The sequence below is a fragment of the Burkholderia sp. 4NA327C6 genome (assembly GCF_005502655.1).
GTDB classification, from domain to species: domain Bacteria; phylum Pseudomonadota; class Gammaproteobacteria; order Burkholderiales; family Burkholderiaceae; genus Burkholderia; species Burkholderia contaminans.
The window spans coordinates 1-20,987 of record NZ_SCNZ01000028.1 but is presented as its reverse complement, the minus strand read 5'-3'; the positions used below and the strand labels follow the sequence as shown (position 1 = coordinate 20,987).

20 protein-coding genes are annotated in these 20,987 nt (G+C 68.4%); 9 read left to right on the top strand and 11 right to left on the bottom strand.

The genetic code is table 11. The annotated features are described in order from the left end of the window. Positions 1-60: 60 nt before the first annotated feature. From FFS49_RS25480 to FFS49_RS25460, 5 genes are all read right to left on the bottom strand, one after another. Positions 61-1,221, bottom strand: coding sequence for an MFS transporter (locus tag FFS49_RS25480; protein ID WP_105816023.1), 1,161 nt, complete (start codon positions 1,219-1,221; stop codon positions 61-63). Between the two features lie 93 nt (positions 1,222-1,314). After that, positions 1,315-2,484, bottom strand: a complete 1,170-nt coding sequence (locus FFS49_RS25475) for an MFS transporter (RefSeq protein WP_039361228.1) — start codon at positions 2,482-2,484, stop codon at positions 1,315-1,317. Between the two features lie 233 nt (positions 2,485-2,717). After that, positions 2,718-3,482 (bottom strand): 5,6-dimethylbenzimidazole synthase, encoded by a 765-nt coding sequence (bluB, locus tag FFS49_RS25470; RefSeq protein WP_105816024.1) that lies wholly within the window; start codon positions 3,480-3,482, stop codon positions 2,718-2,720. A gap of 180 nt (positions 3,483-3,662) precedes the next feature. Next, positions 3,663-4,661, bottom strand: coding sequence for a 2-hydroxyacid dehydrogenase (locus tag FFS49_RS25465; protein WP_039361225.1), 999 nt, complete (start codon positions 4,659-4,661; stop codon positions 3,663-3,665). Positions 4,662-4,691: 30 nt separating this feature from the next. Then, positions 4,692-5,675 (bottom strand): LysR family transcriptional regulator, encoded by a 984-nt coding sequence (locus FFS49_RS25460; RefSeq protein ID WP_105816025.1) that lies wholly within the window; start codon positions 5,673-5,675, stop codon positions 4,692-4,694. On the opposite strand from FFS49_RS25460, the gene FFS49_RS25455 reads away from it, so the two are divergent. Further along, a complete protein-coding gene (locus FFS49_RS25455) occupies positions 5,674-5,886 on the top strand; it encodes a hypothetical protein (RefSeq protein WP_137909739.1) in 213 nt (70 codons plus the stop codon). The two genes, FFS49_RS25460 and FFS49_RS25455, sit on opposite strands and share 2 nt — an antisense overlap. Before the next feature lie 79 nt (positions 5,887-5,965). Here FFS49_RS25455 and FFS49_RS25450 read toward each other — a convergent pair whose 3' ends face one another. Then, positions 5,966-6,238 carry a hypothetical protein gene (locus tag FFS49_RS25450; protein WP_137909738.1) on the bottom strand — a complete coding sequence of 91 codons (273 nt, stop codon included), beginning with the start codon at positions 6,236-6,238 and terminating at the stop codon, positions 5,966-5,968. A 180-nt stretch (positions 6,239-6,418) separates the two neighbouring features. Between FFS49_RS25450 and FFS49_RS25445 the strand changes: the two genes are divergently transcribed. Further along, positions 6,419-7,630 (top strand): alanine--glyoxylate aminotransferase family protein, encoded by a 1,212-nt coding sequence (locus FFS49_RS25445; RefSeq protein ID WP_039361540.1) that lies wholly within the window; start codon positions 6,419-6,421, stop codon positions 7,628-7,630. 27 nt (positions 7,631-7,657) lie between these two features. On the opposite strand, the gene FFS49_RS25440 is transcribed toward FFS49_RS25445, so the two are convergent. Then, positions 7,658-8,593: an AraC family transcriptional regulator gene (locus tag FFS49_RS25440; RefSeq protein ID WP_039361220.1), complete on the bottom strand. Its 936-nt coding sequence runs from the start codon at positions 8,591-8,593 to the stop codon at positions 7,658-7,660. A 135-nt stretch (positions 8,594-8,728) separates the two neighbouring features. Here FFS49_RS25440 and FFS49_RS25435 point away from each other — a divergent pair, with 135 nt between their 5' ends. The 3 genes from FFS49_RS25435 (at position 8,729) to FFS49_RS25425 (ending at position 10,998) form a co-directional block, all read left to right on the top strand. Further along, positions 8,729-9,619: an EamA family transporter gene (locus tag FFS49_RS25435; protein WP_105816026.1), complete on the top strand. Its 891-nt coding sequence runs from the start codon at positions 8,729-8,731 to the stop codon at positions 9,617-9,619. Positions 9,620-9,741: 122 nt separating this feature from the next. Then, the gene (locus FFS49_RS25430; protein WP_224755757.1) at positions 9,742-10,395 is read left to right on the top strand and encodes a hypothetical protein; all 654 of its coding nucleotides are present in this window, start codon (positions 9,742-9,744) and stop codon (positions 10,393-10,395) included. A gap of 51 nt (positions 10,396-10,446) precedes the next feature. Then, positions 10,447-10,998: an RES family NAD+ phosphorylase gene (locus FFS49_RS25425; protein ID WP_226285450.1), complete on the top strand. Its 552-nt coding sequence runs from the start codon at positions 10,447-10,449 to the stop codon at positions 10,996-10,998. A 36-nt stretch (positions 10,999-11,034) separates the two neighbouring features. Here FFS49_RS25425 and FFS49_RS25420 read toward each other — a convergent pair whose 3' ends face one another. Then, complete coding sequence (locus tag FFS49_RS25420) at positions 11,035-12,249, bottom strand: MFS transporter (protein WP_105816028.1); 1,215 nt, start codon at positions 12,247-12,249, stop codon at positions 11,035-11,037. 337 nt (positions 12,250-12,586) lie between these two features. On the opposite strand from FFS49_RS25420, the gene xdhA reads away from it, so the two are divergent. The 4 genes from xdhA (at position 12,587) to FFS49_RS25400 (ending at position 17,759) form a co-directional block, all read left to right on the top strand. Continuing rightward, positions 12,587-14,137: a xanthine dehydrogenase small subunit gene (xdhA, locus tag FFS49_RS25415; RefSeq protein ID WP_105816029.1), complete on the top strand. Its 1,551-nt coding sequence runs from the start codon at positions 12,587-12,589 to the stop codon at positions 14,135-14,137. Between the two features lie 18 nt (positions 14,138-14,155). After that, on the top strand, positions 14,156-16,519 hold the full coding sequence (gene xdhB / locus FFS49_RS25410; protein WP_137909737.1) for a xanthine dehydrogenase molybdopterin binding subunit: 2,364 nt from the start codon (positions 14,156-14,158) through the stop codon (positions 16,517-16,519). Positions 16,520-16,651: 132 nt separating this feature from the next. Further along, positions 16,652-17,269, top strand: a complete 618-nt coding sequence (xdhC, locus tag FFS49_RS25405) for a xanthine dehydrogenase accessory protein XdhC (RefSeq protein WP_105816031.1) — start codon at positions 16,652-16,654, stop codon at positions 17,267-17,269. Positions 17,270-17,357: 88 nt separating this feature from the next. Further along, positions 17,358-17,759, top strand: coding sequence for a polyketide cyclase (locus tag FFS49_RS25400; RefSeq protein WP_039361538.1), 402 nt, complete (start codon positions 17,358-17,360; stop codon positions 17,757-17,759). 34 nt (positions 17,760-17,793) lie between these two features. Here FFS49_RS25400 and FFS49_RS25395 read toward each other — a convergent pair whose 3' ends face one another. The 3 genes from FFS49_RS25395 to FFS49_RS25385 all read right to left on the bottom strand — a co-directional run bounded on the left by FFS49_RS25395 (position 17,794) and on the right by FFS49_RS25385 (position 20,986). Next, positions 17,794-18,741, bottom strand: coding sequence for a LysR family transcriptional regulator (locus tag FFS49_RS25395; RefSeq protein WP_105816032.1), 948 nt, complete (start codon positions 18,739-18,741; stop codon positions 17,794-17,796). A 69-nt stretch (positions 18,742-18,810) separates the two neighbouring features. Continuing rightward, positions 18,811-19,449 (bottom strand): 2-hydroxychromene-2-carboxylate isomerase, encoded by a 639-nt coding sequence (locus FFS49_RS25390; protein WP_039361206.1) that lies wholly within the window; start codon positions 19,447-19,449, stop codon positions 18,811-18,813. Between the two features lie 94 nt (positions 19,450-19,543). Next, a complete protein-coding gene (locus FFS49_RS25385) occupies positions 19,544-20,986 on the bottom strand; it encodes a TAXI family TRAP transporter solute-binding subunit (protein ID WP_105816033.1) in 1,443 nt (480 codons plus the stop codon). Between the last annotated feature and the right edge of the window lies 1 nt (position 20,987).

The window sequence follows — 20,987 nt, the reverse complement described above, 5'->3', positions numbered from 1 at the left end:
GGCGCGTGTTCGTGCCGTCGTCGTTCGGGCGGCGCGCTGCGGCGTGCCCGCACCCTGGTGTCAGACTGCGCGCTGCGGCGCGACTCGGCGCTCCCATAGCGCGGCAGTGACGAACGCTGCGACGCAGATGACCAGCACGCCGACCAGCGCGTTGCTGCCCAGTTGTTCCATCAACGCACCGGCGACCAGCGGGCCGCCGAAGCTCGCGGCGCTCCACGACGCCGACACGAGCGAGCTCGCGGTGACGAGCGCCGCACCGCGGAAGCGTTCACCGCACGCGACGAGCGACAGTGTGTAGATGCTGCCGGCCGCCGCGCCGAGCACGAACAGCAACGGCCAGCACAGCCACGGATTGGCGATCACGAACGGCAGCAGCGGCAGGCCGGCGAGCACGATCCAGCCTGCGCCGAGGTGCACGCGTTCGCGGCCGAGCTTGTCCGCGAGCCAGCCGATCGGGAACTGCATCGCGGTGTCGCCGAAGAGCATGATCGACGCGAGCAGCACGGCGGTCGCGCTCGCGACGCCGTGGTCCATCGCATAGAGCGGCAGCAGCGACAGCGCGAGCGTGTCGAACAGCGCGAAGAAGCCGGTGCCGATGATCAGCGCGGGCATGCGCGGCAGGATGTCGAGCCAGCGGCCGTGCGCTTCGTGATGCGCGTCGTCGCCGGCGAGCGGTGCGCGCCGGATCGTCGCGAGCGTCGGCAGCGCGAGCAGGAACAGTGCGCCGCACAGCGCGAAGCGGATGCTCGTTGCCCCGGCGATCTGGCTCACGAGCACGGGGCCCGCCATCTGGAACAGCGTGAAGTTGGTCGCGTAGATCGCGACGACGCGGCCGCGCGTCGAATCGTCGGCGAGCTGGTTGACCCACGCCTCGCCGATCGTGAACAGCAACATCAGCGCCGCGCCGCACAGCACGCGCAGCGCGCCCCACAGGATCAGGTTCGACGTGAACTGCATCAGTGCGGTGGCGGCCGCGAGCAGCACGACCGATACGACGATCGCGCGGCGCGAGCCGATGTGTCGCGCGAGCGCAGTGACGAACGGGACGATCGCGAGGCCGCCGAGTGCCTGCGCGGCCGTCAGCATGCCGACGACGTTGGTGCCGTGTCCGGCTTCGGTCAGCGCGAGTGCGGTGAGCGGCAGCGTGGCGCCGGTGCCGAGACCGACGACCGCGACGCTCAGGATGAGTGCGAGGAAATCGCGATTAAGAATGGCTTTCATCGGCGGGGATGCTACACCGCGGACCTTGATAGGTCCATGAAGGCCATCAGGTCCGCGTGGAGTTGTGCACGCAACGATTTCGACAGGGTGGCTTCAGACGTACTCGGTCGGCACGGTTACCGGTCGTCGTTCGAGCGACGCCGACCACAGCGTGAGCGCGAGCGCTGCAACAGCCATCGCGACACCGACCCATGGCAGGTTCACGAGCGACACGCCTGAGCCGATCGCCATCCCGCCGAGCCACGCGCCGGTCGCGTTGCCGAGGTTGAACGCGCCCTGGTTCAGCGTCGACGCGAGGTTCGGCGCGTCGCTGGCGCGGTCGACGATCAGGATCTGCAGCGGCGGCACGATCGCGAACGCGAGGATGCCCCACACGAAGATCGTCGCGAGCGCGGCGAACGGCAGGTGCATCGTTCCCGCGAACAGCGCGAGGACCACGCCGATCAGCGCGAGCGTCGCGATCAGCGACGGCATCCGGCGCCAGTCGGCGAGCTTGCCGCCGAGCGTGCCGCCGACCGTCAGCCCGAGGCCGAACAGCAGCAGCACGTAGGTGACCTGGCGCGGCGAGAAGCCCGTCACGTCCTCGAGGATCGGCGTGATGTACGTGAACACGCTGAACAGGCTCGCCGACGCGAGCACGCTGATGCCGAGCACCATCAGCACCTGCGGATGTTTCAGTACGCTGAATTCGCGCGTGATGCTGGTGTCGGGCATCGCGAGATTCTTCGGCAGGCAGACGGCGAGCGCGGCGGCCGCGGCGATGCCGATGCCGGTGACGGCCCAGAACGTCGCGCGCCAGCCGTATGCCTGGCCGAGTGCGGTGCCGAGCGGCACGCCGAGCACGTTCGCGAGTGTCAGGCCGGTAAACATCAGCGCGATCGCCTGCGCGCGACGGTTCGGCGCGACGAGGTTGCTCGCGACCACCGAGCCGATCCCGAAGAACGCGCCGTGGCAGAACGCCGTGACGACGCGCGCGGCCATCAGCACCGCATAGCCCGGTGCGATCGCGCAGAACAGGTTGCCCGCGATGAACAGCCCGATCAGGCCCATCAGCGCGCGCTTGCGCGGCATCTTCGCGGTGACGATCGCAAGGATCGGCGCACCGATCGTCACGCCGAGCGCATAGCCCGACACGAGCATGCCGGCGGCCGGGATCGACACGCCGAGATCGCGCGCGACATCGGGCAGCAGCCCCATGATCACGAACTCGGTGGTACCGATTCCAAATGCGGCGACGGCGAGGGCGAAAAGAGGTAAGGGCATCGCGGTGGGCTCGGGAAAAGCCGCCGCTCGGGCTGGCGCAGGATGCGCGGTGCGGGGCGGGCGGGAAGGCGAACGACAGCCGCGATTCTACTTCAGTGAAAACCCCTATGCTTGGGGCCAAAACGGTTGTTGCCGGCGTGCGACGGGATTGCCCGCGTGGCGCTCACAGTGTGGGATTCGGCGGCCCTGTCGGCGGTGAAATTGCGGGGGCGGAACGATGATGGCGCGGGCTCTCAGGCGATGCGTTCGCGGGACCCGCCGACGCTCGCGGTCGAAGCGCTTGCCGAGTCGGTCCCGGTTTCCGTTGCCGCGTCCGCCACGTCGGCGGGCGATGATGGTGAGCCGGCGGCATCGATCGCGGCCGGATCGCTCCAGCCGTTTTCGAACAGGCACGCTTCGATCGGCATCCGCGCGGCCCAGCGCTCCTGCTCGAGCATCGGCTTTGCGTAAAACGCGTCGACGTGCCCGACGCACAGCACGGCGATCGGCTTCGCGCCGTCGGGCATCCGCAGCAGCGTGCGCAGCGCATCGACGTCGAACAGCGACACCCAACCCATCCCGAGCCCTTCGGCGCGGGCCGCGAGCCACATGTTCTGGATCGCGCACGCGGCGGACGCGAGATCCATCTCCGGCAGCGTGCGACGGCCGAACACGTGGCGCTCACGGCCGTCGGCGAGCGCGACGACCAGCAGCTCGCCGCATTCGCGCACGCCTTCGACTTTCAGCCGCATGAATTCGTCCTGGCGCTCGCCGAGCGCGTCGGCGGTCGCACGGCGCTCGGCGTCGACCAGCGCGTGGATCGCGGTGCGCAGCGCCGGATCGGTGACGCGGATGAAGCGCCACGGCTGCATGAAGCCGACGCTCGGGGCGTGATGCGCCGCGCGCAGCAGGCGCGCGAGCACGGCGGGATCGACGGGCGCCGGCGTGAAGTGGCGCATGTCGCGCCGTTCGAAAATGGCGCGGTAGACGGCGGCGATGTCGGAATCGTCGAAACGCATGGACGGGAGGCGGCGGGATAACGTCGGCGCAACGATAGCAGACGGCGCACGCGCCGCGTTACATCATTTGAAACAAAGCGCGAAATTGTTGACGCAAAAGGTCGTGTTTTCAGCGGCGATCAAAAGCAAACGATTGCGGTATCGCTTGCAACCATGAAATGAGCCGGTTTCGTCGATTTCTCAGCGATTCGCCGTCACGACGTTCTGCGGCGTGCCCGCATGCCACGCCTCGATGTTCAACAGCGTGGTGTGCGCAATTTCGGCGAGCGCCTCGCGCGTGAAGAATGCCTGGTGCGACGTGACGATCACGTTCGGGAACGTCAGCAGGCGGGCGAGGACGTCGTCCTGCAGCGGCAGGTCGGAGTGATCCTCGAAGAAGAGCCCGCTTTCCTCTTCGTACACGTCGAGCCCGAGATGGCCGAGCTGGCCGCTCTTGAGCGCGTCGACCAGCGCCTGCGCATCGACAAGGCCGCCGCGCCCGGTGTTGATCAGCATCGCGCCGTGCTTCATCCGCGCGAGCGTCCGTTCGTTGATCAGATGGTGCGTCGACGGCAGCAGCGGGCAGTGCAGGCTGACGATGTCGGCGTGGTGCAGCAGCGCGTCGAGCTCGACATAGCGCGCGCCGAACGCGATCAGCTCGTCGTTGTACGGCGGCACCGAGTGCGCGAGCACATGCATCCCGAAGCCCATCATGATCTTCGCGAATACGCTGCCGATGATGCCGGTGCCGATCACGCCGACGGTCTTGCCGTGCAGGTCGAAGCCGAGCAGGCCGTTCAGCGAGAAGTCGCCTTCGCGGGTGCGCGCGACGGCGCGCGGCAGGCGGCGGTTGAGGGCGAGGATCAGCGCGACCGCGTGCTCGGCAACCGCGTGCGGTGAATAGGCGGGCACGCGCACCACCGTGATGCCGAGCCGCTCGGCGGCGGCCAGGTCGACGTGGTTGAAGCCCGCCGAGCGCAGCGCGATCAGACGCGTGCCGCCGTCCGCCAGCCGTTCGAGGACGGCCGCGTCGACGGTGTCGTTGACGAACGGGCAGACGACGTCATAGCCATGCGCGAGGATCGCGGTTTCCGCGTCGAGGTGCGACGGCTGGAAGTGCAGCCGATAGCCGAACTGCCGGTTGGCGGCAGCAAACGAATCGTCGTCGTACTGCCGGCTGCTGAACAGGATCACGCGCACGCTGCACCTCCGAAGGCTGACGCGCGCAGTTTACTGCAGCCCCGTGACGATGTCGGAGCGGTCGGGGCCGCGCGACGGCCGCAGGAAGCCGTAATCGGTGTGTTCGCGGGCCGGCTGCGCGCTGAAGTGATCGAGCGCGTGCTCGACGAAGCTGCGCGTGCGCGCCGGCACGTACTGGCGATTCGGGTAGACGAGCGACAGCTGCGTGTCGGGATCGTCGATCCGGTAGCCGGCCATCAGCCGCACGAGCGCGCCGCTGGCGAGCGCGGTGGCGACGCACGGCTCGGGCAACACCGCGATGCCCGCGCCGGCCACGGCGGCCGCGTGAACGAGCGCGAGCTGGTTGACCGTGCAGGCCGGACGCACCGTGACGGAATGCGCGACGCCGTCGTGGCCGACCAGTTGCCACGCGGGCGCATGCTGGTGCGGCGCGAGCGTGACCCAGTCGTGGCCCGGCAGGTCGTCGGGCAGGCGCGGCTCGCCGCGTCGCTCGAGATAGGCCGGCGCCGCGACCGCGACGAACGGGTTGGGCGAAAGTGCGTGGCCGATCAGCGTCGGGTTGCCGTCGAGCCGGTTGCCCGTGACGATGCCGACGTCGTACCCGGAATCGAGCACGTCGAGCGGCCCTTCGGCGACGGTCAGCTGCACGCGCAACTCGGGATAGCGGTGCCGGAAGCTGCTGACGAGCGGCGTCAGCGCAAGCGGCGACAGCAGGCCCGACGCGACGACGCGCAGCGTGCCGGCCGGTTCGCGCACGGCATGCGCGACGGACGATTCGAGATGGTCGAATTCCTCGAGCAGCGCCCGGCACCCGTCGAGGTAGCGCACGCCGGCCTCGGTGAGCGACAGGTTCCGCGTGGTGCGGTGGATCAGCCGGGTGTTCAGGTGGCCCTCGAGCATCGCGATCGAACGCGTGACGAGTGCATTGGACACGCCGAGATGGTGCGCCGCGCGCCGGAAGCTCTGCTGCTCGGCGACGCAGACGAATACACGCATGGTCTGAATCTGGTTCATGGCTTGCGTATTTCTGGCCCGGTTGATTGATTATGGTTGTGGTTTTACGCCGCGCAACCTCGAAAGCGCCTCGCGCGGCCCTCTGTTTTTCCATCGTATCGAAAAATCGTTTTTTTCGATTCCGCAGATGATTGTTCAATATAGAGCGATATCCGTCAACCTGAGAAAATGGGCGGGTTGCGGAAAATCGAAATCGGGAGTAACGGGTTAAACGTGGCACTGTCTCGCATGCCTGCCGTTCAAAGGCGGTGCAGTATTCGATAAGCATGTTGGGTGCGAATATTTGTTATTTAATTCAACGGGTTGCGATCCATTTGTGCGGATTTCTTCAGGTATTGCCAGGAAGCGTGCCCCAATTCATGCCGACATAATCGATGTTTTTCGGGCATGCCAGGGTTTTGCGTATCCGATTCTGCGAGATGATTTTCATCACGGATCCGGTCTATTTCAATCGATGCGGAAGTCGCGCTGAAGCGGCGATGTCGACGGGGCGCGGTGTTATTGACGGAGTAAATCGTGCGATTGACGCGCGAGTGGAACCGTTTCACCACCTGGCCGGCCATCCATTTTCAATCCGGACGGCCGGCGCACGGCCGCTGGCCCGGTCCGGCGACCGGGCCACCGTCGCGCTGTCCGGCCGCGCGTGCCTCTTGCGCGAGGCGGCGGAACGCGGAATGATCGATCAGTTCGCCATGCAGCGCGGCGGGCGTCCGTGCACTTCCTTTCCTCACCTTTTGCCAGCCATGTCCATTGATTACTCGCCGATTCCCTGTCCCGTCGTCGTGCCGCTCGACGCGATCCTGCCCGAAGAACCGCTGCTGATGATGGGGGCCGGCCCGGTCCCGATCCCGGCCGCCGTCGCGAAGGCGAACACGGTCGTGATCAACCACCTCGGCGCGACGATGGCGAAGATCATCGAGCAGGTGAAGGAGATGGCGCGCTACGTGTTCCAGACCCGCACGAAGTGGGTGCTCGGTGTCGCGGGGCCCGGTTCGGCCGCGATGGAGATGGCGATCTCGAACCTCGCGTGGCGCGGCACGCGTGTGCTGTCGATCCGCAACGGCTTCTTCAGCGCGCGGATGGCCGAGATGGCCACGCGCGTCGGCGCCGATGTCGCGACGCTCGAAGTGGCCGACCGCGCAGTCGCCAGCCTCGACGAGATCGCGGACGCAATCGCGCGCGAGCGGCCCGAGATCGTCACGATCGTGCAGGGCGAGACGTCGAATACGGTATGGAACCGCGACCTGCGCGACATCGCGGCGCTCGCGAAGGCGGCCGGCGCGCTGGTCGTGGTCGACGCGGTGTGCACGCTGTCGACGATGCCGCTCGAGATGGACGCGTGGGGCATCGACGCGGTGATCACCGGTGGCCAGAAGGGGCTGTCGTCGATTCCGGGCGTGTCGCTGATCGCGTTCTCCGATGCCGCGTGGGAGCGGATGAAGACTCGCCCCGAGCCGAACGCGCACTGGTGCCTCGACATGGCGCTCGCGGAGAACTTCTGGCACAACGCCGGTTATCACTACACGGCGCCCGTGTCGGGCGTGCTCGCGCTGCACGAAGCGCTGCGGCTCGTCTGTGCGGAGACGCTCGAAAGCCGCTTCGCGCGCCACCTGCGCTGCTCGCTCGCGCTGCAGGCGGGCGTCGAGTCGATGGGTCTCAAGCTCTATGCGCCGAAGGACTGCCGGCTCAATTCAGTGGTCGGGATCGAGACGCCGGAAGGGCTCACGCCGGGGATGGTCTGCGGCCATATCTCGAAGCAGTACCAGGTCGAGATCTCGGGCTCGTTCGGCTTGCCGATCGTACGGATCGGGCAGATGGGCGAGCAGTGCCGCGAACACAACCTGTTCCGCACGCTGCATGCATTCGGCCGCACGATGGTCGATCTGAAGGTGCCGGTCGACCTGCCGGCCGGCGTCGCGGCACTCGAACAGGAACTGTCGCGGCGCGGCGCGTAAGCCGCGAAACGGGGAGAGGGGTCGCGCTCAGCGGCCCTGCATCGCGCGCCGGTACGTATTCGGCGTCGTGCCATGTGCGTCGCGAAAGCGATGGCTGAAGTGGCCGGCATTCGCATAGCCGCACTCGGCCGCGATCTGCGCGAGCGGCAGCGCCGTCGTGCGCAGCAGCTCGCGCGCCCGCGCGAGGCGCTGCTCGGCCACCCACGCATGCGGCGCGCGGCCGAACGACAGCCGGAACATCCGCGAGAAGTGGTACTCGGACAGCGCGGCGACGTCGGCGAGTTCGCCGAGCGTCAGCGGTTGCGTCAGGTACGTGTCGATGTAGTCGCGCACGCGGCGGCGCACGGCCGGCGCGAGCCCGCCGCGGAACGACGTGTCGGTGCGGGTCGTGCTCTGCCCGCGCAGCAGCAGGCTCAGCACCTCGTGCGCGGTCTCGTTCACGCGTAGCCGTTCGTCGGCATCGTCCCAGCCGTCCAGCGCGAGCGAGCGCAGCAGCGCGGCGACGCGCGCATCCTCGAAGTAAGTGCGGTCGGCGAGCTTCAGCTCGCGCGGCTCGCGGTCGAGTTCGCGGATCGCGCGCTGCGTGAAGTGCTCGGGCAGGAAATACAGGTGGATGAAGTGCATCTCGCCGCGCACCCACCAGCGCGATTCATGGTCGCCCGGCAGCGCGCACAGCAGGCTCGGCGCGCCGTAGCGCGGCACGCGCTGGCGCTCCGTCCGGTAGCCGCCGTCGAGGTAGCACGACAGCGTGTGGTGGCCCGGCTGCTCGTAGACCGTCTCGCTTTCGTCGGTGATCCGCGTCCATTCGGCGATCGCCAGATGGTCGCCGAGCCACGCGAAGCGTTCGAGCGTCGCATTCGCGTCGGCGAGCGTGCGGCAGACCGACTGCAGGCCGAACGGCAGATCGCCGCCAGCCAGGGCGGTGGGGTGGTCGACGGGGGGCGCGGAAAGGGAGAGGCTCATGATGGGCCGAGTATAAGCGGGCGCGCGGCGCCGCGTGCGGCGGCCCGAAAAAGACCGCAATTCCGGACAATCGGCGCGCGCCGGGCGGCCGCATAGTCGGGATCCGTCTCACCCGCTTTCTGGATCGTTGCCGCCATGAATCTGTCGCTTTATTTCGTCACCGTGCTGATCTGGGGCACCACCTGGATCGCGATCAAGTGGCAACTCGGCTCCGTGACGCCGCCCGTGTCGATCGCGTGGCGCTTCTGGCTCGCGGCCGCCGTGCTGTTCGCGCTGCTGCGCGTGATGCGCCGGCCGGTGCGCCCGCCGCGCGAAGCGTGGCGCTTTCTCCTCGCGCAGGGCTTTGCGCTGTTCTGCCTGAACTTCCTGTGCTTCTACTATGCGGAACAGGTCGTGCCGAGCGGCCTCGTCGCGGTGATCTTCTCGACCGCACCGCTGCTGAACTCGATCAACGGCCGCTTGTTCATGGGCCGTCCGCTGCGGCCGTCGGCGATCGCCGGTGCGCTGCTCGGGCTGGCCGGTATCGCGTGCCTGTTCTGGCAGCAGATGGCCGGCCACCTCGACGACCATGCGACGTGGATGGGGCTCGCGATCGCGTTTGCGGGCACGATGTGTTTCTCGATCGGCAACCTGCTGTCGAGCCGGATGCAGTCGATGGGGCTGCACCCGCTCGCGACCAACGGCTGGGCGATGCTGATCGGCGCGGCGATCCTGACCGTCGGCAGCGTGGCGGCCGGGATGCCGTTCACGCTCGACACGAGCCCGCGCTATCTCGGCGCGCTCGTCTACCTGGCCGTGCCCGGCTCGGTGATCGGCTTTACCGCCTATCTGACCCTCGTCGGCCGGATCGGGCCCGAGCGTGCCGCGTACTGCACGGTGCTGTTCCCGATCGTCGCGCTGGCCGTGTCGACGGTGTTCGAGGGCTACCAGTGGTCGCCGCTGGCGGTGGTGGGGCTGCTGCTCGTCGTGGCCGGCAATCTCGTCGCGTTCGACCTCACGCGGCGGTTGTTTCCGCGGACGGCCTGAGAAGTTTCGGGGCTGCGCGAACGCACGATCGAGGAAACCGGCGAACGGTCGATTTGGTTGACGCGGTTGACTTGGTTTCGATGCGGGGCTACGCTTGATCATTCCGGTCGTGACGGGAGGTGATGATGATTGCGCGGGCTCATACGCTGGAAGGAACGGCCGTCGTTCTTGACGTCGAGACGGAGGAAGCGCTGCGCAGCGCTGTCGGCGCGGCGACCATGCTCGGCCCGGATCGTGCGCGGGGGCTGCTCAGCCTGTCTGACGAACAATTGGGGCACCTGTTCAAGGTCGGCATCGCGCAGGTCATCGATCTGGCTGGCACGATCACGTTCGGCATCGCCGCGGCCGCGACGCGCGACAGGAAGCCGACCGCCGGGAAGAAGCGGGCGGCGGGCGGCGTCGCCGATCCGGAGCGGCAGGTGCAGGCGGAACGGCGCATGCTGGTCGCCGACGGCAAGCTGCTGCCTGCCGCGCAGACATGGGTCGGCCTCGGCATGACGCGGCAGGCGCTCAGCAAGGCCGTGGCGTCCGGCCGGATCTTCACGGTCGATGTCGGCGCCACACAGTACTACCCGGCCTTCTACCTGGCGGGGGACATCGATCGCAAGACGTTGGGCAAGGTGACCCAATGTCTGGGCGGGTTGCCGGGATGGAGCAAATGGCAGTTCTTCACGACGCCGAAGGCATCCCTGGGCAACGTTACGCCGCTCGTCGCGCTGTCGCGCGGGAAGGTGGATGAAGTCGAGCGCGCCGCCACGGCGTTCGCCGAGCGCTAGGCGGCTCGTTTGCTGACGGCACCGGCGGAGCATTTCGCGAGCGCAACGCTGGTGACTCGCGAAGTTGCGCCGACGGCGCTGGTGCGTATCTCGCGATATGCGACCGGCGAACCTTACTTCGGGAAATCGGGCGGCAACCGCTTCGACGATCCGCGCAAGCGGCGGCGGTACTGCACGAGCTATTTCGGCTTCGATCTGCATTGCGCATTCGCCGAGACGGTGCTGCACGACGAAGTCGCCGATCTGGTGCTGGGCGGTTTTCCGCTCGTGACGACCGAACTCGATCGCTACGTCCTTTCATTTGACGGCGCGCCGCTGACCGTCGCCGTCCTGCACGGCTTGCCGCTGAAAAATCTCGGTGGTGACGGTGCGTTGTCGACCATCGCACCGTACGACGTTCCGCAACAGTGGTCGCTTGCCGTCCACCGGCATCCCCGTCGCGTCGACGGGTTTTTGTACATGTCGCGTCATCTCAACACGTCGGAAGCGCTCGTGCTGTTCGATCGCGCCGAACCGAAGCTCTCGCTCGGGCGCGCCGTTCCATTCAGGCGTCATCCCGATACGGCCCGCGTATTGCGGGACTTCAACGTACTGCTGCGTTGACCCGCGTGGCGCGGGCCGCAACGCGCCTCCCGCTTCTCATGCCGTCGCGCCGTTCTCCGCCACGCGTGCCTGCCGCTGGTACAGCACCATGGAAAGTGCGACGCCGGCCGCGGCCGCCGCCGCCGCGAACAGGAACACCTGCGGATAGCCGAACGCGCCCGCGACATAGCCGGCGAGCGGGCCCGTGATGCCGAGCGACAGATCGAGGAACACCGAGTACGCGGACAGCGCCGCACCACGGCTCGCGGGCGGCACGAGCGCGACGGCCTCGACGCCGAGCGCCGGGAAGATCAGCGCGAAGCCGAAACCTGTCAGCGCGGCGCCGACGAGTGCGATGTGCGGCACCGGCGCGAGCCACAGCAGCAACAGGCCCGAACATTCGAATGCGAACGACACGATCGCGACGCGGAAGCCGCCGTAGGTCTTGATCGTGTTCGCGAACAGCAGGCGCGCGCCGATGAACAGCGTGCCGAACACGGTCAGCGACAGTGCGGCGTTCGGCCAGTGGCGCGCCGCGTAGTACAGCGTGACGAAGGTCGCGATCGAGCCGAAGCCGGCCGAGCCGAGCGCGAGGCCGAGGCCGTGCGGCAGTACGCGCGTGAACACGCTCGCATACGACATCCGTTCGCCGTGCACGAGCGGCACCGAAGCGATCAGGCGCGCGAGGTAGAAGCCGGCGGCGGCCAGTGCGATCACGATCACGCCGATCAGCGCCGGATTCAGCGTATTCGCGATCGCGACGCCGACCGGCGCGCCGAGCGCGAGCGCGCCGTAGGTCGCGATGCCGTTCCACGAGATCACCTTCGCGTTGTGCGTGACGCCGACCCGGCCGATGCCCCACAGGATCGCGCCGGTGCCGCACAGGCTCTCGCCGACGCCGAGCACGAGCCGGCTCGCGACCAGCAGCACGAGGCTCGCGACCGGCCAGTGCGCGAGCAGCAGCGCGACGAGCAGCAGCACACCCGACACGCCGCAACCGACCAGCCCGCGCAGCACCGTCTGCTTCGGGCCGAGCGTATCGGCCAGGCGCCCGGCGAGCGGGCGCGACGCGAGCGTCGCGAAATACTGGACGCTGATCGCGCCGCCCGCGACGATCGCGGAAAAGCCGAGGTCGTCGTGGACGAAGCCCGGCAGCACCGCGAGTGGCAGGCCGATGGTCAGGTAGCAGATGAACGTGAAGCAGACGACGGACACGATTTGCAGCGTGACCGCGAACCCGCTGCGCGGCGGTGTGGCGGAATCGGTTGACATGGGGTCGGAACGAATGGACGAAACAGCAGGAAGACGGCGAAAAAGGGAATCGGGATTTTCCCATGGAACCGGTTTTCACGCAGGTACCATTTAGTTAATCGGGACCTGTTTTCGACGATGGCGGACGGTTGCGGGGGCGCGGGGAAGGGGCCGGGAGCGCCGTCTGGAAAGGCCGCCGGGCGGGCCCGCCGCTCATATCGCGGCAGTTATATGGGCCCCATGCGTGATGGGCTATGGGTTGCGAAATTTGATGGTGATAGCGTGCAAACTGTCGGAAAAACGTCGGTCGAGCGCACTGCGCAGGCCGCCTTGCCCCCATTTGAAGAACCATCGAGACATGAGTGAGCCGATCCGCTTCTACCATCGTCACGCGATCCGCGAAGTCAGCGGCGCGGACGTTACCCGCACCGTGCTGCAATACCTGCGCGAGGACGCGCATTGCACCGGCACCAAGGAAGGCTGCGCGGAAGGCGACTGCGGCGCGTGCACGGTCGTCGTCGGCGAGCTGACCGACGCCGGCGCGGTGGAATTCAAGGCCGTCAACGCATGCATCCAGTTCCTGCCGACGCTGGACGGCAAGGCGCTGCTGACGGTCGAGGACCTGCGTCAGCCGGACGGCGCGCTGCATCCGGTGCAGCAGGCGATGGTCGACTGCCACGGTTCGCAATGCGGGTTCTGCACGCCCGGCTTCGTGATGTCGATGTGGGCGCTGTACGAGAAGCACGGCCACGAAGGTTGCGGCAGCGCCGGCACGTGCGCGAAGGCGAAGGACGTGCCGACGCGCACCGAGATCGCCGATGCGCTGACCGGCAACCTGTGCCGCTGCACCGGCTATCGCCCTATCGTCGACGCGGCCGTGCAGATGTTCGAAGCGCCGGCGCCGTCGGCGCCGGTCGACACGGCCGCGCTGGCCCGCACGCTCGCGTCGCTCAAGCGTGACGAGACGTTCGACTACACGACGATCGACGGCGCGCGCTTCGCGGCGCCGCGCACCCTCGACGCGCTGGCCGCACTGAAGGTCGAGCGGCCCGACGCGCGCATCCTGGCAGGTAGCACCGACATCGGCCTGTGGGTCACCAAGCAGATGCGCCGGCTCGACGACCTGATCTACGTCGGCCAGATCGCCGAACTGCAGAACATCGTGCACGGTGACGACTGGATCGAAATCGGGGCTGGCGTGACGGTCGAGAAAGGGTATGCGGCGCTGGCCGGCCAGTATCCGGAACTGACCGAGATGTGGAAGCGCTTCGCGTCGCTGCCGATCCGCAACGCGGGCACGCTCGGCGGCAACGTCGCGAACGGCTCGCCGATCGGCGATTCGATGCCGGGCCTGATCGCGCTCGGCGCGCGCGTGGTGCTGCGCGGCGGCGACACGGTGCGCGAGCTGCCGCTCGAGGCGCTGTACACGGGCTACCAGCAGAAGGACATGGCGCCGCACGAATTCGTCGTCGGCCTGAAGGTGCCGACCCGCACCGGCGCGCGCGCGAAGCTGCAGTTCCGCACGTACAAGCTGTCGAAGCGGTTCGACTCCGACATCTCGGCCGTGTGCGCGGCATTCGCGTTCATTGCTGACGGCGACACGATCCGCGAGCCGCGCGTCGCGTTCGGCGGGATGGCAGCGACGCCGAAGCGTGCGGCCCGGACGGAAGCCGTGCTCGACGGCGCGCAGTGGCACGAAGCGACCGCGCAGGCCGCGATGCAGGCGCTCGAGCGCGACTACCAGCCGCTCACCGACATGCGCGCGACGAGCACGTACCGCCTCGATACCGCGAAGAACCTGATTTACCGATTCTGGCTGGAGACGCGCCCGCACGACCCGCTGCCGCAGCAAGCCCTGAATGTGCGTGAAGTGGCCGCCGAACTCGGCACCGACGCGGCGCGCGTCTGAAGACGGAGAACACCGAACATGAACCAGCAAGCAGAACCGTTCCTGAGCACCCTCGATCCGCAAGCCGACGCCGCGCAGGTCCACGTCTCGCGCGCGCACGAATCCGCGCACCTGCACGTCAGCGGGCGTGCCACCTACACCGACGACATCCCGGTCGTCGCGGGCACGCTGCACGCGGCGCTCGGCCTGTCGGCGAAGCCGCACGCGAAGATCGTGTCGATGAACTTCGACGCGGTGCGCGCGACGCCGGGCGTGGTCGCCGTGTTCACGGCCGACGATATTCCGGGCGTCAACGATTGCGGCCCGATCATCCACGACGACCCGGTGCTCGCGAAGGGCATCGTGCAGTTCGTCGGCCAGCCGATGTTCATCGTCGTCGCGACGTCGCATGAAACCGCGCGGCTCGCCGCGCGCCGCGCGCAGGTCGACTACGAGGAACTGCCGGCGATCCTCACCGCGCAGGAAGCGCGCGCGGCCGAAACCTACGTGATCCCGCCGCTGAAGCTTGCGCGCGGCGACGCGGCCGCACGGCTCGCCGTCGCGCCGCATCGCGAGTCGGGCGAGATGCTACTCGGCGGCCAGGAGCAGTTCTACCTCGAAGGGCAGATCGCGTACGCGGTGCCGAAGGATGACGACGGGATGCACGTGTACTGCTCGACGCAGCACCCGAGCGAGATGCAGCACCTCGTCGCGCACGTGCTCGGCGTCGCGTCGCACAACGTGCTGGTCGAATGCCGCCGGATGGGTGGCGGGTTCGGCGGCAAGGAATCGCAGTCGGGGCTCTTCGCGTGCTGTGCGGCGCTTGCCGCGTGGAAGCTGCTGTGCCCGGTGAAGCTGCGTCCGGACCGCGACGACGACATGATGATCACCGGCAAGCGGCACGACTTCCATTACCGCTTCGACGTCGGCTACGACGACGACGGCCGCATCGACGGCGTGGCGCTCGACATGACGTCGCGCTGCGGCTTCTCGGCCGACCTGTCGGGCCCGGTGATGACGCGCGCGGTGTGCCACTTCGACAACGCGTACTGGCTCGGCGACGTCGCCATCGCCGGCTACTGCGGCAAGACCAACACGCAGTCGAACACCGCGTTCCGCGGTTTCGGCGGCCCGCAGGGCGCGTTCGCGATCGAGTACATCCTCGACGACGTCGCGCGTTCGCTCGATCGCGATCCGCTCGACGTCCGCTACGCGAACCTGTACGGCAAGACCGAACGCAACGTCACGCCTTACGGGCAGACGGTCGAGGACAACGTGCTGCAGGAACTGCTCGGCGAACTCGAGGCGACGAGCGACTACCGCGCGCGGCGCGCGGGCGTGCGCGCATTCAACGCGCGCAATACGGTGCTGAAGAAGGGCATCGCGCTCACGCCGGTGAAGTTCGGCATTGCGTTCAACGTCACGCACTTCAACCAGGCCGGCGCGCTGGTGCACATCTACACCGACGGCTCGGTGCTCGTGAACCACGGCGGCACGGAGATGGGGCAGGGGCTCAACACGAAGGTCGCGCAGGTCGTCGCGCACGAGCTCGGCATCCGCTTCGGGCGGATCCGCGTGACGGCGACCGACACCAGCAAGGTCGCGAACACGTCGGCGACCGCTGCGTCGACGGGCTCGGACCTGAACGGCAAGGCCGCGCAGGATGCGGCCCGCCAGCTGCGCGAGCGGCTCGCGGTGTTCGCGGCGAAGCAGTTCGGCGACGGCAAGGTCGATGCGGCCGACGTGAAGTTCGGCAACGACTTCGTGTGGATCGGCGGCAACGGCGTGCCGTTCGGCGAAGTGATCGCGAAGGCGTACCTCGCGCGCGTGCAGCTGTGGTCCGACGGTTTCTACGCGACGCCGAAGCTGTACTGGGATCAGTCGAAGCTGCAGGGTCGGCCGTTCTACTACTACTCGTACGGCGCAGCCGTGTCGGAAGTCGTGATCGACACGCTGACGGGCGAGATGCGCACGCTGCGCGTCGATGCGCTGCACGACGTGGGCGCGTCGCTGAACCCGGCGCTCGACATCGGCCAGGTCGAAGGCGCGTTCATCCAGGGGATGGGCTGGCTCACGACCGAGGAGCTGTGGTGGAACAAGGGCGGCAAGCTGATGACGCATGCGCCGTCCACGTACAAGATCCCGACGGTGAACGACACGCCGCCGGAATTCAACGTGCAGCTGTTCAAGAACCGCAACGTCGAGGACAGCATTCACCGTTCGAAGGCCGTCGGCGAGCCGCCGCTGCTGCTGCCGTTCTCGGTGTTCTTCGCGGTGCGCGATGCAGTGGCCGCGGTCGGCGACTACAAGGTGAACCCGCCGCTCGATGCGCCGGCGACCGGCGAGTCGATCCTGCGTGCGGTCGGCGCGGTGCGTGCGGCACGTGCCGCCCAGGCTGTCTGAGATGAAACAGCCCCCACGCTCACTTCGTTCGCTGTCGACCGGAGTTGGCGCTTCAGCGCTTGCTCCGGTCCCATGCACGGCTCCCTCCGAGGGGGTGGTCAGCCTCGTTGGGGCGGCCCGGCGGAGACTGACATGAACGGCCCCGCACGCGCGCTCCGCACCGCGTCGACTGCGGCGTTCGCACCGGGCACCGGCCAGCGCAACCGCGCGACCGGTACGCCGGCGCCAATGCACGTCGTGCTGTTCGGCGCCGGGCACGTCGGTCACGCGCTCGTCACGCTGCTCGGCGCGCTGCCGTGCGTCGTGCAGTGGGTCGACACGCGCGACGAGCTGTTCCCGGACGAATGTCCGCCGAACGTGCAGCCGGAGCCGACCGACACGCCGGAGGCCGTCGTCGACGCCGCGCCGCCCGGCGCGTACTTCCTCGTGATGACGCACAACCACGCGCTCGACTTCTCGCTCGCCGCGCAGATCATGCGGCGGCGCGACTACGCGTACTTCGGGATGATCGGCTCGCGTACCAAGCGCGTGAAGTTCGAGCGCCGGCTTGCCGCGCGCGGCGTCGATCCGGCGCGGCTCGTGGAAATGGTGTGCCCGATCGGCGTTGCGGGGATCGTCGACAAGGCGCCGGGCGCGATCGCGGTGGCCGTGTGCGCGGAGCTGCTGCAGGCGCGCTCGGGCATGCCGGTGGCCGACGCGAAGGCCGCCGCATCGGGACGTGCGCGCGACGACGCGACCTGCGCGCGGTAGCGCCGCGCGGCCAGCGCAGGGCCGCGCGATTTTGCATACACTGCACGACGACGCGCGGCATCGGGCCGCGCCTTACCGTGCACGTGCCATGTCCGATCATCAGGTTTATCTCGACGCGCTCGATGCGAGCCTCGTCGCCATCGAGCGCTGGCTGTCCGGCGTCGATACCGCGCCCGAGGCGCTCGACGCGCTGCTCGCCGCGTTTTCCGCCGAATTCACGATGATCCTGACCGACGGCCGCGTCGTCGATCACGACGGTACGCGCGCACTGTTCGCGAAGCTCGCCGGCGCGAAGCCGGGGCTGCGCATCACGCTGTCGGACACCCGCGTGCTCGCGGCCGACGCGTCGCATGTGACCGTCACCTATCTCGAAGCGCAGCACGCGGCCTCGGGCGAGCTGCCCGCGCGTCGCGCAACTGCCGTGTTCGAGCGCGACGCGGCGGGCGTCGTGCGCTGGACCCATCTGCAGGAAACCTTCTGCACGGCCTGAGCTCGAGCGGCCGCGCCGTGTTGTGTGTCGCGGCTCAGCGCTTGCGGCTGCGGGGAACCGTCAGCTCGTCGGACACGCTCTGCATCAGCGCGCACAGCCACGCGAGGTCGGTCGGGCGGTCGGGCTGCGGATGCGTGAGCAGGTAGCTCTTGATGCGCGGGAACGGCACGGGCGGCGTGACGACGACGAGCGGCAGCAGCTGCGCATAGTGGGTTGCGAAGCGGCGCGTCGTCGTGAAGATCAGGTCCGACTGCAGCAGCACCTGCGGCACGATCCCGAAGTACGGCAGCGTCGTCACGATGCGCCGCGTGAGGCGCGCGCGTGCCAGGCCGATCTCGATCGCGTTGCGCTTGTCGCCGGTGTACGGCGTCGGCGCGACGTGCGCGGCCGACGCATACGCTTCGCGCGTGAGCGGCTCGCGTGCGAGCGGGTGCGCATCGCGCATCAGGCACACGATCGTGTCGGAGAACAGGTCCTGACGCGCGAACTGCGGGTCGGGCTTCGGCCAGTTGCCGATCACGAGATCGAGCGCGCCCGATTCGAGCGCGCCCGCGTGATCGAGTGCGGGATTCAGCGAATCGATTTCCAGATGGGCATGCGGCGCCGCGTCGCGAAAGCGCTCGATCAGCGTCGGCATGAAGAAATCGTTCAGGTAATCGGGTGCGGCGACGCGGAACGTGCGCCGCGCGGACGACGGATCGAAGTCGCCGTGCGGCGTCGCGATGAAGTCGACCTCGCGCAGCGCGCGCTGCGCGGCCTCGAGCAGCGATGCGCCGTATTCGGTCGGCACCATGCCGGATTTGCCGCGCACGAGGATCGGGTCGTTCAGCGTCTCGCGCAGCTTGCGCAGCGCGGTGCTGATCGCGGGCTGGGTCTGGTTCAGCCGCAGCGCGGCCTGCGTGACGCTGCGCTCGAGCAGCAGCGTGCGCAACACGCGCACGAGCCAGATATCGAGCGAGGCGGTACGGTCGTCGTCTTCCATCGATTGGGGGTGATTCGGGTGAAGCGTAACCTTACCGCAGCCGCGCGCCGGCGTGCGTGATACCGGCCATCACGGACGGCTCTTCGGCAGCGTGCTGATCCGCTTGACCTCGCGCGATTCGAGCCAGTTCGGCGTGCGTGCGCAGTACAGCACCATCGGCAGCGCGTCCTCGCCCCAGAACAGCTGCTGGTTCATCCAGAACGTCGGCACGCCGAACACGCCGAGCGCAATCGCGTCGTCGGTGTTGCGGCGCAGTTGCGCGCTCGTCTCCTCGAATTCGATCAGCTCGTCGCCGTGGCCGACGCCCACGCGTTCGCACAGCGCGGCGAACCCGGCCGGCGTCGACGGATCGTTGCCGTCATGCCAGATGAAGCGGAACATTTCCAGCACGGTCGCGATGTCGGCGCGCAGCGCGATCGCGAGACGTAGCACCTTGTCGGAATCGAACGGATGGGAGGGCGGCATCTTGAAGCGGATACCCAGCTGTTCCGCGCGAAACAGTGCGTGACGATAGGTGAACACACGCTTGGTCGGTACGTCGGCGGTCGGGCGCTGGCCCCAGTGACGCTGCAGGTCGGGCAGCGACACGGCGACGGGTTCGAACGGCACGTCCGGCCACTTGTCATGCTGTTCGAGGAGCAGGTAGGAGAACGGCGACACGAAGTCGTAGAACCAGGCGGGTTGGGCGGTGTCGAGGCCGGTTGTCATGGCGATCTCCAGAGGGTGGGGCGTGCGGCGCCTGGCGGCGGCCTCCATGTTACGCGGCGGCGCGCGCATGCGGCAATGATCGCGGATCGTCCGCTCACGCGGAACCGGGAGTCGCCCGAGGGGTCGTGCCGGCCGGCGGCGCGGCCTCGGCACGTGCGTGCGGCGGCCCGCCGGCGCCCGGCGGGCCGGCCGGCGTGTCCTGGTCGTGCGCGGTGAGCCGTTCGCGCACGAAGCCGATGTGCTCGCGCAGCACGTAGAACTGCCCGGCATAGGCCAGCGGCATCTTCATCCGGTTCACGGCTTCCTCGATGTCGTCGAGCTCGTCGAGCAACTTCACGCGCTCCTCGGCCGTATGGTCGCCGAGCGCGCTGCGCTCGAGCGCGATCAGCGCGCCGTACCAGCGGTAGATGCGCGAGCGCACGCGCCAGCCGTACAGCGACGGCACGAGCCGCAGCCCGGGGATCAGCACGACGATCAGCGGCACGACCACGACGAGCAGCCGGTCGACGAGGCTCGCGACCCAGAACGGCAGCCGCCGGTACAGGAAGGTCTTGCCTGATTTGTAGTAGCGCGCGGCGTCGTCGGAGAGCGGGAAGCCGCGCGTGACGGACGACGGGAATTCGCCCGCGTGCTGCAGGATCGTCGCGTGTCCGTGCACCTCTCGCGCGGCCTCGATCAGCAGGTCGGACAACGCCGGGTGCAGCGAGTCGCGCGCGACGAGCTCGATGGTCGGCGCGACCGTGTGGATGTCGGCGGGCGGCAGGTTCCGGCCGAGATCGTAGACCCCCATCGGCAGCGTGATCGCGGTCAGGTACGGAAAGCGCCGCGCATACGCCTCGGCCTGCGTGAACGAATACACGTGCACGCCCGGCGCGCGGAACAGCTTCGCCATCACCGGGATCTGCGTCGAGTCGCCGGACAGGAACGCCGCGTCGATCTTGCCGTCGAGCAGCGCGGTGGCCGCGTCCTCGCCGGCGGTCGGCAGCAGCTCGGTCGAGCCGCCCGGCACGATGCCGTTCATCTTCAGCAGCGCGAGGCTCAGCTCGCGCGCGCCGCTGCCTTCCGCGCCGAGCGCGAGCCGCTTGCCCTTGAAGTCGGACAGGCGCGCGACGACCGGCCCGCGGTACATGATCGCGAGCGGTACGTAGCCGATGCTGCCGAGCGACACGAGGTGTTCGTCGCGCTCCTTCGGGCCGATGCCGCTCTGCACGAAGCCGACGTCGACCGGCGCGTTCGGGTTCGACAGCCGCGCGAGGTTCTGGGCGGACCCTTCGGATGACTGGACGTCGAGCGTGACGCCGTTCTTCGCGAGAATCGTCTTGTATTTCTGCGCGGCGTTCCAGTACGTGCTGCCGGGCGGCCCGGACGAGATCACGAGCGTGGACGGCGGGGCCGGCTGGATCAGCTTGACCGCGAGCCAGACGGCCGCGCCGGCGAGCAGCACGGTCGGGCCGATCGACAGCGCGAGGTCGCGCCACGACACCGCGACGAAGCGGGCGAGGATGCGGCGGGGCGGGCGAGGGCGGGCTGGCTTCATG

Coding starts and splice junctions, on each gene's coding strand:
- FFS49_RS25480 (WP_105816023.1), bottom strand. CDS start 1,221: ATGAAAGCCATTCTTAATCGCGATTTCCTCGCACTCATCCTGAGCGTC.
- FFS49_RS25475 (WP_039361228.1), bottom strand. CDS start 2,484: ATGCCCTTACCTCTTTTCGCCCTCGCCGTCGCCGCATTTGGAATCGGT.
- bluB (WP_105816024.1), bottom strand. CDS start 3,482: ATGCGTTTCGACGATTCCGACATCGCCGCCGTCTACCGCGCCATTTTC.
- FFS49_RS25455 (WP_137909739.1), top strand. CDS start 5,674: ATGGCTTGCGTATTTCTGGCCCGGTTGATTGATTATGGTTGTGGTTTT.
- FFS49_RS25460 (WP_105816025.1), bottom strand. CDS start 5,675: ATGAACCAGATTCAGACCATGCGTGTATTCGTCTGCGTCGCCGAGCAG.
- FFS49_RS25450 (WP_137909738.1), bottom strand. CDS start 6,238: ATGGCCGGCCAGGTGGTGAAACGGTTCCACTCGCGCGTCAATCGCACG.
- FFS49_RS25445 (WP_039361540.1), top strand. CDS start 6,419: ATGTCCATTGATTACTCGCCGATTCCCTGTCCCGTCGTCGTGCCGCTC.
- FFS49_RS25440 (WP_039361220.1), bottom strand. CDS start 8,593: ATGAGCCTCTCCCTTTCCGCGCCCCCCGTCGACCACCCCACCGCCCTG.
- FFS49_RS25435 (WP_105816026.1), top strand. CDS start 8,729: ATGAATCTGTCGCTTTATTTCGTCACCGTGCTGATCTGGGGCACCACC.
- FFS49_RS25430 (WP_224755757.1), top strand. CDS start 9,742: ATGATGATTGCGCGGGCTCATACGCTGGAAGGAACGGCCGTCGTTCTT.
- FFS49_RS25420 (WP_105816028.1), bottom strand. CDS start 12,249: ATGTCAACCGATTCCGCCACACCGCCGCGCAGCGGGTTCGCGGTCACG.
- xdhA (WP_105816029.1), top strand. CDS start 12,587: ATGAGTGAGCCGATCCGCTTCTACCATCGTCACGCGATCCGCGAAGTC.
- xdhB (WP_137909737.1), top strand. CDS start 14,156: ATGAACCAGCAAGCAGAACCGTTCCTGAGCACCCTCGATCCGCAAGCC.
- xdhC (WP_105816031.1), top strand. CDS start 16,652: ATGAACGGCCCCGCACGCGCGCTCCGCACCGCGTCGACTGCGGCGTTC.
- FFS49_RS25400 (WP_039361538.1), top strand. CDS start 17,358: ATGTCCGATCATCAGGTTTATCTCGACGCGCTCGATGCGAGCCTCGTC.
- FFS49_RS25395 (WP_105816032.1), bottom strand. CDS start 18,741: ATGGAAGACGACGACCGTACCGCCTCGCTCGATATCTGGCTCGTGCGC.
- FFS49_RS25390 (WP_039361206.1), bottom strand. CDS start 19,449: ATGACAACCGGCCTCGACACCGCCCAACCCGCCTGGTTCTACGACTTC.
- FFS49_RS25385 (WP_105816033.1), bottom strand. CDS start 20,986: ATGAAGCCAGCCCGCCCTCGCCCGCCCCGCCGCATCCTCGCCCGCTTC.